This window comes from Pseudomonas sp. ok266, assembly GCF_900110195.1.
GTDB classification, from domain to species: Bacteria; Pseudomonadota; Gammaproteobacteria; order Pseudomonadales; family Pseudomonadaceae; genus Aquipseudomonas; species Aquipseudomonas neuropathica.
Window position 1 is genome coordinate 304,906 of record NZ_FOCU01000004.1, and the last position, 11,722, is coordinate 316,627.

The 11,722-nt window shown below is 59.0% G+C and carries 10 protein-coding genes; all 10 read right to left on the reverse strand.

Going from position 1 to position 11,722, the window contains the following annotated elements; genetic code table 11:
• Positions 1-143 precede the first annotated feature (143 nt).
• Positions 144-764, reverse strand: a complete 621-nt coding sequence (locus BMY54_RS09265) for a transglycosylase SLT domain-containing protein (protein ID WP_093431224.1) — start codon at positions 762-764, stop codon at positions 144-146.
• Between the two features lie 45 nt (positions 765-809).
• Complete coding sequence (locus tag BMY54_RS09270) at positions 810-1,748, reverse strand: carbohydrate kinase family protein (RefSeq protein ID WP_093431227.1); 939 nt, start codon at positions 1,746-1,748, stop codon at positions 810-812.
• 13 nt (positions 1,749-1,761) lie between these two features.
• A complete protein-coding gene (xylB, locus tag BMY54_RS09275) occupies positions 1,762-3,258 on the reverse strand; it encodes a xylulokinase (protein WP_093431230.1) in 1,497 nt (498 codons plus the stop codon).
• 205 nt (positions 3,259-3,463) lie between these two features.
• Positions 3,464-4,936 (reverse strand): mannitol dehydrogenase family protein, encoded by a 1,473-nt coding sequence (locus tag BMY54_RS09280; RefSeq protein ID WP_093431233.1) that lies wholly within the window; start codon positions 4,934-4,936, stop codon positions 3,464-3,466.
• Positions 4,937-4,951: 15 nt separating this feature from the next.
• Positions 4,952-6,055, reverse strand: coding sequence for an ABC transporter ATP-binding protein (locus BMY54_RS09285; RefSeq protein WP_093431236.1), 1,104 nt, complete (start codon positions 6,053-6,055; stop codon positions 4,952-4,954).
• 165 nt (positions 6,056-6,220) lie between these two features.
• Entirely contained in the window at positions 6,221-7,051 is an 831-nt protein-coding gene (locus BMY54_RS09290) for a carbohydrate ABC transporter permease (RefSeq protein WP_034154211.1), read from the reverse strand.
• Positions 7,052-7,059: 8 nt separating this feature from the next.
• The gene (locus tag BMY54_RS09295) at positions 7,060-7,986 is read right to left on the reverse strand and encodes a carbohydrate ABC transporter permease (RefSeq protein ID WP_093431692.1); all 927 of its coding nucleotides are present in this window, start codon (positions 7,984-7,986) and stop codon (positions 7,060-7,062) included.
• 154 nt (positions 7,987-8,140) lie between these two features.
• Entirely contained in the window at positions 8,141-9,451 is a 1,311-nt protein-coding gene (locus BMY54_RS09300; protein ID WP_093431239.1) for an ABC transporter substrate-binding protein, read from the reverse strand.
• 344 nt (positions 9,452-9,795) lie between these two features.
• Complete coding sequence (locus tag BMY54_RS09305) at positions 9,796-10,701, reverse strand: AraC family transcriptional regulator (protein WP_077573033.1); 906 nt, start codon at positions 10,699-10,701, stop codon at positions 9,796-9,798.
• Positions 10,702-10,769: 68 nt separating this feature from the next.
• A complete protein-coding gene (locus BMY54_RS09310) occupies positions 10,770-11,654 on the reverse strand; it encodes a phosphatidylinositol-specific phospholipase C domain-containing protein (protein WP_093431242.1) in 885 nt (294 codons plus the stop codon).
• Between the last annotated feature and the right edge of the window lie 68 nt (positions 11,655-11,722).

The following is an 11,722-nucleotide window of genomic DNA, read 5'->3' on the forward strand; positions in this document are numbered from 1 at the left end:
GTCTTGGATGTGTAGTGCTTGATCGGGCGCTATCGCGAGCAGGCTCACTCCTACAATGGATTAATGTTGATCGCAATATCCGCGTCCGCTGAAGATCCCCTGTAGGAGTGAGCCTGCTCGCGATGAGGCCCTTGAAATTGCTGCTACAACCAATGCCAGAACCGGCTCCAGAACCCCCGATTCAAATCCTCTTTGCACCCGGCATATTGCCGCGCATACACATCCGAACGATTCTGCACTTTGCGCGCCGTCGGCATTAGCCAGGCTTTGCTCGCGTAAGTCTTGTTGCGGAAGCCGCCCCAGCCTTCGTGGTAGTTGAGGTATTGGTTGTAGGCGTCGTACTTGTAGACGCCATTGATCGAATAGGTCTTGTCCATGTACCAGCCGACGAAGTCGATGGCGTCGTCGAAGTCTTCGCGATCGGCCCCGCGGCGGCCGGTGCTTTTCTGGTAGTCGGCCCAGACTTCATCTTTGGCTTGCGCATAACCCGAGGCGGTCGAGACGCGGCCCCACGGGATCACCCACAGCAAGTATTTGCGTGGGGTCTTGGCGTCGTAACGGTAGCCGGATTCCTGATACATGATCGCGAAGGGCACCTGAATCGGTACGCCCCAGCGCTTTTGCGTGACTTGCGCAGCGTCGTACCAGTCGCTTTTTTCGCGGAAGATTTCGCAGATGTCTTCCGGCGAGCGGGGCGGCGAGGTGCCGCACCCGCTCAGAAGCGTTGCCAGTGTCAGTAGTCCAAGCGTCTGCCTGTAATTCAAAAGCCGTTATCCCGTCGTGCGCAAAAAGGCCGACAGTCTACGCGCTCAGCTCAATTGGTGACGATAGGGCAAATCCGGACCGGTCTTGCTGCAAGTCAGCGCGGCGGCTTGCACAGCGAACCTGAGCATGGCGTCGATCTGTTCGCGAGCGAGTTGCTGCACGCCTTCAACCGAATCCAGACCGTGCTCGGTCAGCCAGGTGATCAGCGCGGCCTGGAAGGTATCGCCCGCGCCAACGGTATCGGCGATCTTTACCGAGGCTGCCGGCACCGACCAGTTGCCATGCTGGCGGCTGAACACACTGGCGCCGTCGCCACCCCGGGTCAGGAAAACGATCTGGCAGCGATGTTCGAGCCAGCCTTCGATCACCCGTTGTGGGTCCTGTTCGGGGTAGAGCAGGCTCAGGTCTTCGTCGCTGACCTTGATCAGATCGGCCAGTGGCACCAGCGTCGCGATGCGCTCGCGCCACAGGTCGATGTTCGGCTGGGGATTGAGGCGTACGTTCGGGTCGAGGGTGATCAGGCGTTTGCCGCTTTCACGCTGTACCAAGGTCAGCAAGGTGTCGCCGATCGGCTGCACCACTAGCGAGAACGAGCCAATGTGCAAGCCGCGCACCTCAGCGCCCAGCTCTGGCAGATGCGCCAGACTCAACTGCCGGTCCGCGCAGCCTTCACCGCGAAAGCTGTAGTGCGGCGAGCCATTGGCACCGACGGCGACCATGGCCAGCGTGGTCGGTGCGGCGAAGTCCACCAGATAGTCCGGGCTTACGCCTTCGTCCTGCAGCACTCGCTGCAAGCGCCGGCCGAGGTAGTCAGTGGACAGCCCGCCGAACAGGGCCGAGTCCACGCCCAAACGACGCAAACCGACGGCGACGTTGAACGGCGAGCCGCCAGCAATCGCCTTGAAATTCACTTTCGAGGCCAGACCGCTGGCGTCGTCTTCACTGAAAAAATCAAACAGGGCTTCGCCACACACCAAATACATAATTGTTTGCTCTTTATAGGGTTGCGACATGCTGTTGATAGCGTTCATAGGCCTGCTGGAACGCCGCGACGTTGGCGGCAATCGGCAGGGTTTCACTGCTTGAATCGAGTTTCACGCAGCGCTGGCACAGGTCGGCGAGGCTGTCTTCGTGGCCGTTCGACCAGGATTTGCACCACGCCGCTTGAATCGCTGCGCCCAAGGCTGCGGCTTCACTTTGTTCGGTACAGATCACCGGGGTGTTCATGATGTCGGCGACGATCTGCCGCCACACCGCGCTTTTCGAACCGCCGCCGATCAGGCAAATGCTGCGGCTTTGTAAACCATTCTGGCGGAGCAAATCCAGCCCGTAGCGCAAACCGAAGGTGGTGCCTTCGACGGCGGCGCGGCACAGATTGGCCTGCGTCAGGTTATCCAGCGTCAAGCCGTGCAGGCTGCCGGTGGCATGGGGCAGGGCGGGCACCCGTTCGCCGTTGAGGAACGGCAGCATGCTCACGCCGTCAGCGCCGATGGGGGCTTGAGCGACGAGGTCGTTGAACTGCTGCAGATCGAGGTCGAACAGCTCGCGGATCGCGCCGGTGGCGTTGGTCAGGTTCATGGTGCAGATCAGCGGCAACCATCCGCCGCTGGACGAGCAGAACGTCGCGACCGAGGCGTCCGGGCTGACTTTCGGCACTTCGGAATAGGCGTACACCGTGCCGGAAGAACCGAGGCTCATGGTGATCGCGCCGGGCTGAATATTGCCGGTGCCGATGGCGCCCATCATGTTGTCGCCGCCGCCGCTGGAGACCACCGCGTCGGGGTTGATGCCGAGGTGTTCGGCAATCGCCGGCAAAATGGTGCCGACAGATTGATGTGCATCGATCAGCTCTGGCAGCGCCGCTTGCAGGCGTCCGCTGGCGTCGATGTCGCGCAGCAGTTGCAAGTCCCATTGGCGGGTGCGCACGTTGAAATAGCCGGTGCCGGAAGCGTCGCCGTATTCACTGCAGGCGCGGCCGGTGAGCCAGAAGTTCAGGTAGTCGTGGGGCAGCAGGATGCGGGCGATGCGCGAAAACACCACGGGGTGCTGCTCTTTGGTCCAGAGCAGTTTCGACACGGTGTAGCCCGGCGCGATGACCACGCCGAGGCGTTCCAGCGAGCCTTTTTCACCGCCCAGATGAGTCAGCAGACGGTCGTTCTCGGCGCTGGTTTCGGTGTCGCACCAGAGCTTGGCCGGGCGCAGGACTTCACCTTGATCATCGAGCAGGACCAGACCGTGTTGCTGGCCGGAGACGCCGATGCCGAGGATCGACTGGCCATCGACATTTGCCGCCAGTAATGCCTGGCGGGTAGCGATGGCGAAGGCGTCCAGCCATTGCTGGGTGTCTTGTTCGCGGCGGCCGTTGGCGCCGCTGATCATTGTGTGCGCGGCGGCGCCTTGGCCGAGGACCTGGCCGGTGGCGGCGTCGAGGATGATGGCTTTGCTGCCTTGGGTGCCGCAGTCGATGCCTAGGAACAGTTGTTGTGTTGTCATGTGTGAACCACTCGGGTGTGGTGGAGATCAAGAGCTTACCCCCTCACCCCAACCCTCTCCCCCAAGGGGGCGAGGGGGGAAGGGAGCCGATTGGGGGGCTGTTCAAAAGCTGAGTTCGACTCCGGACGTTCAGGTCGATGTAACTTGCACAAACCACTCGGTCAGTTCCCTCTCCCTCCGGGAGAGGGCTAGGGTGAGGGGCTTTTCAATCCAGAATCCGCTGGAGAGTCCGCGTCACACCATCCTCGCGCAAGCTGTTACAGCACCACTCAAACGCCGCGACAAACTCCGCCGAACGCGGAATCACCGTGCCAAAAATCTCCTCAACCGCCAACAACCGCTGCGTGATTAAAGCATCGTCCGCCACCAACGCCTGAAAAAACGCCGCGCGCGGATCAGGAATCGAATAGCTATCGCCATTCTCATCCACCCCCTTCAAATACAACGCCCACGCCGCCACCACCAACGCCGCTCGCTTGGTTTCCTGCCCATCGGCAATCAAGCGGTTGATCGTCGGAATGGTGAACTTGGGAAACTTCGACGAGCCGTCCGAACACACCCGCTCCAACTGATCGGCAATCGCCTGATTGGAAAACCGCGCCACCAGCGTGTTTTTGTAATCCGTCAGATCAATGCCCGGCACCGGCGCCAATTGCGGGGTCACGTCCAGGTCCATATAAGCACGCATATAGCGCACGAACAGCGGATCGTTCATGGTCTCGTGAACAAACCGGTAACCCTTCAAAAAGCCCAGATAGGTCAGCGCCAGGTGGCTGCCGTTGAGCAGTTTGATTTTCATCTCTTCATACGGCGAAACATCGTCGGTGAACTGCACACCGACCTTTTCCCACGCCGGGCGGCCATTGACGAATTTATCCTCCAGCACCCATTGCACGAACGGCTCGCAGACCACGGGCCAGGCATCATCGACGCCGTGTTTGTCGGCCAGTTGCAGGCGATGCGCGGTGCTGGTCATTGGCGTGATGCGGTCGACCATGGCGTTGGGGAAACTGACGTTGGCGTCGATCCAGCTGCACAGATTGCTGTTGCGCAGCGTGGCAAACGCCAGCAGCGCCTTGCGCGTCACGGCGCCATTGTGCGGAAGGTTATCGCAAGACATTACGGTAAATGCCGGAATGCCCGCCGCCCGGCGCTTTTCCAGGGCCGCACACAGGAAACCGAATACGGTTTTCGGTGAGTTCGGATGGGTAAGGTCATGCTGAATTTGCGGCAAGTGCGCCATGAACTCGCCGTTGCTGTCATCGATGCAATAACCGCCCTCGGTGATGGTCAGCGAGACGATGCGGATTTGCGGATCGGCGAGTTTGTCGATCAACGCCTGAGCGCCGTCCTCGGCCAGCAGCATGTCGCGAATCGCGCCGATCACGCGGACTTCGGTGTCGTCGCTGTCGCCGAGTTCGAACAGGGTGAAGAGGTAATCCTGCTCCTTGAGATCGTCGCGGGCGCGGCGATCTTCGGCGCGCAGGCCGACGCCACAGATCGCCCAGTCGAGGGCTTCGCCGGTGTTCATCAAGGCATCGGTGTAATACGCCTGATGCGCGCGGTGGAAGCCGCCGACGCCAATGTGAGCGATGCCCTGGCGGGTGTCGCTGAGGCTGTAGGCCGGCAGTTGCACTTCGCTGGCCAGACGATGGAGATTCTGTTGGTTGAGTTTCATCGGGAATTCTCGAAGTCAGGCCGCAGCGCGCAGCGGACGGGTCAACGCGACACCTTGGGCATCGAATAAATGGCAGTGCGCAGCATCTAGGTGCAGGCTCAGTTGTTCGCCGTAACGGCTGGCCAGATCCCCGCGCACGCGCATGGTCAGGGCTTCGCCGGCGTTGGTGGTGACGTGGCAGAAGGTGTCGCTGCCCAGGCGTTCGCTGACGTCGGCGGTGACTTGCAGCGAGCAGTCGCCCGGTTGCGCCAGTTCCAGATGTTCCGGGCGAATGCCCAACGTCACCGCGCTGCCGACACTGAGGTTGGCAGCATTCAACGGCAGGGTGATGCGCGTACCGGCGTCCAGCGAGACTTCGCAGCTCTGGCCATCGACGCGGGCGATTTTACCTTTGAGGAAACCCATTTTCGGCGTGCCGAGGAACCCGGCGACAAAGAGGTTCGCCGGGTTGTGATACAGGTCCAGTGGCGAGCCGACCTGTTCGATCTTGCCGCCATTGAGTACCACAACCTTGTCGGCCATGGTCATCGCTTCGACCTGATCGTGGGTCACGTAGATCATCGTCGCTTGCAGGTCTTTGTGCAGGCGCAGCAGTTCCAGACGCATCTGCACGCGCAGCGCGGCGTCGAGGTTGGACAGCGGTTCGTCAAAGAGGAAGATTTTTGGATTACGCACGATGGCGCGACCGATCGCAACGCGCTGACGCTGGCCACCGGAGAGCTGTTTCGGCTTGCGCTCAAGCATCGGCCCGAGCTCGAGAATCCGCGCCGCTTCGCCGACTTTCTTCTCGACTTCGGCTTTCGGCACGCCGGCCAGATCGAGGGCGAACGACATGTTCTTTTTCACGGTCATGTGCGGGTACAGCGCGTAGGTCTGGAACACCATCGCCAGATCGCGCTTGGCCGGGCTGACTTCGGTGATGTCACGGCCATCGAGTTCGATGGTGCCGTCGCTGACTTCTTCGAGGCCGGCGATCAGCCGCAGCAAGGTGGATTTGCCGCAGCCCGACGGGCCGACGAAGACCACGAATTCCTTGTCGTTAACTTCCAGGTCGATGCCTTTGATGATGGAGAAGCCTTCGAAGCCTTTTTGCAGATTCTTGATTTTCAGGTTGGCCATGATGATGGGCCTCCGCAATTTATTATTCAGATGAACCGGATCGGCTTTTCTGTGGGAGCGAGCTTGCTCGCGAAGGGGGCGTGTCAGTCACCATCAGTGTTTGATGACACTCCGCTTTCGCGAGCAAGCTCGCTCCCACAGGGGATAGGGTTGGGTTCGGGATGTTCATTTCACGGCGCCGAACGAGAGGCCGCGCACCAGTTGCTTCTGGCTGATCCAGCCGAAGATCAGGATCGGCGCACACGCCAGGGTCGACACCGCCGACAACTTGGCCCAGAACAAGCCTTCAGGACTCGAGTAAGAAGCGATCAAAGCAGTCAACGGCGCGGCTTTCGACGAGGTCAGGTTCAGCGACCAGAACGCCTCGTTCCAGCACAGAATCAGCGACAGCAGCACGGTCGAAGCGAGGCCACCCTTGGCGATCGGTAGCAGCACGCGAACCATTTCCTGCCACAGCGTGGCGCCGTCGAGACGGGCGGCTTCGAGGATGTCTTTGGGGATGTCCTTGAAGTAGGTGTAAACCATCCAGACCACAATCGGCAGGTTGATCAGCGTATAGATCACGATCAGCGCGATGCGCGTGTCGAGCAGGCCGAAACTCTTCGCCAGCAAGTAGATCGGCATCAGCACGCCCACCGGCGGCAGCATCTTGGTCGAGAGCATCCACAGCAGCGTGCCTTTGGTGCGCTGGGTTTCGTAGAACGCCATCGAGTATGCGGCCGGCACCGCGATCAGCAGACAAAGGGCCGTGGCACTGAAGGAAATCACCACTGAATTCCAGGCGAAGCTGAAGTAGTCGCTGCGCTCATTGATGTGCAGGTAGTTCTCCAGCGTCGGCGTGAAGATGAACTGCGGCGGCGTGGCGAACGCGTCGATTTCGGTTTTGAAACTGGTCATCACCATCCAGAAGATCGGGAAGAAAATCACGATCGCGATGGCCCAGGCGAGGGTGCCGAGCAGCAGGCTTTGCAGCCGGCGGGATTGTTGAAGAGTCATGGCAGGCCTCAGGCTTTGTCAGTCAGGTTTTTGCCGATCATCCGCACCAGAATGATCGCGGCGATGTTGGCGATGACCACGGCAATCAAACCACCCGCCGAGGCCATGCCGACGTCGAACTGCACCAGCGCCTGGTTGTAGATCAGGTAGGCGAGGTTGGTCGAGGCGTAGCCGGGGCCGCCGTTGGTGGTGGTGAAAATCTCGGCGAACACCGACAGCAGGAAGATCGTTTCGATCATCACCACCACGGCAATCGGCCGCGCCAGATGCGGCAGGGTCAGGTGCCAGAAGATTGCGATCGGGCCCGCACCGTCGAGGCGCGCGGCTTCTTTCTGTTCCTGGTCGAGGGACTGCATGGCCGTCATCAGAATCAGGATCGCGAACGGCAGCCATTGCCACGAAACAATGATGATGATCGACAGCAGCGGGTAGTGCGCGAGCCAGTCCACCGGTTGCGCGCCGAACAGCTTCCAGATGTAGGCGAGGATCCCCGAGACTGGATGGAAAATCAGGTTCTTCCAGATCAGCGCCCCAACCGTGGGCATGATGAAGAACGGCGAAATCAGCATGACCCGGACGATGCCGCGCCCGAGAAATTCACTGGCTTCCAGCAATGCACTGATCAGCACGCCGAAGACCACGCTGATCAGCAACACGCTACCGACCAGCAACAGCGTGTTGGTAGCGCCGGGCATGAAGCCCGAGTCGGTCAGAAAGTAGCTGAAATTCTCCAGCCCGACGAACTGGTTTTCACCGGGGTAGAGCAGGTTGTAGCGGATCATCGAGAAGTAAATGGTCATGCCCAGCGGCACGATCATCCACAGCAGCAACAGGGCCACCGAAGGGCTGACCAGAAACCAGCCGGGATTGCGTACGCGGACTTTGCGCGCAGGCTGCGACAGGTCGATGTGGGCTTTGGCAGTTGAAGTATTCATGGTGATCACAACCGAGTCATACAGACCTATGGAGATCTAATGTAGGAGTGAGCCTGCTCGCGATGGCGGTGTGTCAGTCACCGTCTGTTTCAGATTGAAAACCGCCATCGCGAGCAGGCTCACTCCTACAAAAGGCAGGAGCGAGCTTTGCGGGTTACTTGGGATAACCGGCGCGCTTCATCTCGCGTTCAGTGGTTTGCTGCGCAGCAGCCAAGGCTTGATCCACTGTGGTCTGACCTATCAACGCCGCCGAGAACAGCTTGCCGACCTGGGTGCCCACCGCCTGGAACTCTGGAATGGTCACCAGTTGAATGCCGATGTACGGCACCGGTTTCAGCGTTGGCTTGCTCGGATCAGCCGCTTTCAGCGATTCCAGCGTGACCTTGGCAAACGGCGCTGCGCTCATGTAGGCATCGCTGTAGGTCGAGGCGCGGGTGCCTGGCGGTACGTTGGCGATGCCGTCAGTTTTGGCCACCAACTCGCCGTACTCTTTGGAGGTCGCCCAGGCGCTGAACTCTTTCGCGGCGTCTTTGGCTTTGGAACTGGTCGGAATCGCCAGCGCCCACGAGTACAGCCAGGCCGAGCCTTTGTCAGTCACTTGATGCGGGGCGAAGGTGAAGCCGACATGATCGGCAACCTTGCTCTGGGTCTTGTCGGTGACGAACGAGCCGGCGACGCTGGCATCGACCCAGATCGCGCATTTGCCGCTGTTGAACAGTGCGAGGTTTTCGTTGAAACCGTTGCTGGAAGCGCCCGGCGGGCCGGATTTCTTCATGGTGTCGACGTAGAAATTCAGCGCGTTTTTCCATTCCGGCCCGGTAAATTCAGGCTGCCATTTCTCATCGAACCAGCGCGCGCCATAGGCGTTGGCGACGGTGGTGATCAGCGCCATGTTCTCGCCCCAGCCGGCCTTGCCGCGAAGGCAGATGCCGTACTGTTCCTTGTCCTTTTTCGTGAGCTTTTCGGCGAAACCGGCAATCTCTTCCCAGGTCGGACGCTCGGGCATGGTCAGGCCGGCATCCTTGAACAGGTCGGTGCGGTAATAGGTGATCGAGCTTTCCGCGTAGAACGGCAGGGCGTACAGCGAACCCTTGACCGACAGGCCTTCACGCACCGACGGGAACACATCGTCGAGGGCGTAACTGGCCGGCAGATCCTTCATCGGCTCGAGCCAGCCTTTGGCGCCCCACAGTGCCGCTTCGTACATGCCGATGGTCAACACGTCGAACTGGCCACCCTGAGTGGCGATGTCGGTGGTCAGGCGTTGGCGCAGGACGTTTTCTTCGAGCACCACCCAGTTGAGCTTGATGTCCGGATGCTCGGTCTCGAAGGTTTTCGAGAGCTTTTGCATGCGGATCATGTCGCTGTTGTTGACGGTGGCGATGGTCAGGGTCTGGGCGCCAAGGCTGACGCTGCTGAGGGTCATGCAGGTGAGGGCAAGCAGAGCTTTTGCAGTCGGTTGCATCGTGCACTCCTTTTCTGCACCCGGAGGGTTACAGAAGGACAGTTATTGTTTTTGTGTCTTCCTGTGCAGGAAGAATGTGCGCTGATTACAGCCTTCAATCGCGGGGCTGACAAATCATCCCTAGCACTTTTATCGATACTTTTTTGCACTGGGCATTTGTGGGGCGAACGCAGGGCAGGGCTTTTCAGCGAGGGGGCGCTATCGAATGCGTACAGGTTTCAGGACGCCACATAGCATCTGTAGGAGTGAGCCTGCTCGCGATGGCGTCGTGTCAGCTTGCAATTTTGTTAGCTGATACACCGCTATCGCGAGCAGGCTCACTCCTACAGGGGAAAGTTGTTTTGTCAGTGATGGTTTTGTTCAGTCAGACGCTGCACGGCGAGCCGTCGGTAATGCGAGGGCGTCATACCCTTGAGCTGCTGAAAGCGCCGATTGAAGTTGGAAATGTTGTTGAATCCGGACTCGAAACACACTTCGGTCACCGGTTTGTCGCCATCAGCCAGCAATTCGCAAGACTTGCTGATACGCAGCCGATTGACGAACTCGATGAAATTGCGCCCGGTGGCCTGTTTGAATACGCGACTGAAATAGGTCGGCGTCATGCCCAGATGCTCGGCGACTTCTTCCAGCGAAATGTCGCGGGCGTAGTGGCTGAAGATGTAATCGACCGCGCGGTTAGTGCGGTCGATATTGTGTTCATCGGCCAGTTGCGGCGTGGTCGCACCGGACAGCAATTGGAAATCATCGCTCGCCGCGAGCAACTCCATCAGGATGAAGAAGTGCCCGAGGCGGGTGATGCCCTTGCTGTCGGCGATACGCTGCATCAGCGTCATGGCCTGGCGAATGGTGCGCTTGCAGCGAAATTCGATGCCGTACTGCGCGCGCTCCAGCAGGGGCGCCAGGGTTTTCAGTTCGGCAAACACCTGGTGGCCACTCTCGAATAACTCGTCGGTGAAGTTCACCAGCATGTCACGCTTCTCCACGACCTCGTCTTCGGCCACCTGACTGATCCAGTTATGCGGCAGGTTGGGGCCGGTGAGAAACAGGGTTTCGGGGTAAAAGTTGCCGATGTAGTCGCCGATGAACACCTTGCCTGAGCTGGCCACGATCAAGTGCAGTTCGTATTCCTTGTGGAAATGCCAGCGCACCAGTGGGCACGGAAAACCGTGCTGGCGGTAGATGATGGACAACCCGTTATGGTCATCCATCAACTCGTACGAGGGGTCGGTCACGCGGGCGGTTCGGGTCATGGCCTAAGTACTTTTTCATGATCGCCAGGCGATCATGCCTCGTTTGCCGTGTGGTGCGCCAGCCTCGTTCAAGCCGGCTGTTGGTGGAGGGGCATTCTGGACTTCTCGATGGCTTTCTCCACATTGGCCTGTTGGCAAAAAAACACCACTTTCGAGTTTTTAATGAAGTCGAAGTTAATGATATTGCACTTTTTTGCCCAGTCTGACTTTGCGGGATCAAACCAGTTGTCCAGATTATTGAGAATGCGCAAAGGGCCGCTGGCGATATAACAAGTTGCGCTCAGAGACCAAGGACGCAAGTGGCTGATGGAAGTGCCCATGACTTCTTTTATATAGCCGTGCAACTGGTGGGTGGTCACCAGGGTCTGGTTGATCCATTTATGATTGATTTGTGCCTGGAACCGGCTGTCTCGGGTTTCCCATGTCATCGGCGCGGCAACCAGGACCCGCTGTAGTCGGCTGACTTGTTTAAGTTGGCCTAGTGTCAGGTGGCGGTTTTCGGCAGGAATCATGTGTTGGCCAAAATGCTCGAGCATCAACTGTTTGAATTCAGCGTGGTTGAATTGCGCGTTGCCATTAGCCAATTCGTGGAAGTCAAGAATGATGAACTCATCGAAGCTGCGCTCAAGAAATGCCTTGACGTCGCGGATCAGATCGCCGAGATGGCGCGAAGATGTAAAGCCGTTGTGCTGGAAGCGAAATCTCTCAAGCCCCTGTGCCTGAGCGTCGTACAGCAGGCGCACATCAAGTGCCCGGGAGCCGCGATTGAGTTGCGCATAAAAGGGGATGTCCTGGCATGCCAGCCAGAGGCTCCCGGGGAGCAGAGCGTAGGAGGCTTCCAGGTCGCAGCCTGCATTGTGTGTGCCCGGTAAGGTCAACTCATTGAGAGACAAGTTATCAATCTGTGGTGTGTTGACCATCCATTGATGGGGTTGGAAATCATGAAAGTTCATGGTGTATATCCTGCGTGGATAGTGATTTAAAGTTATATGAGTGCGCGCAGGATCGTTATAGAGTCAAG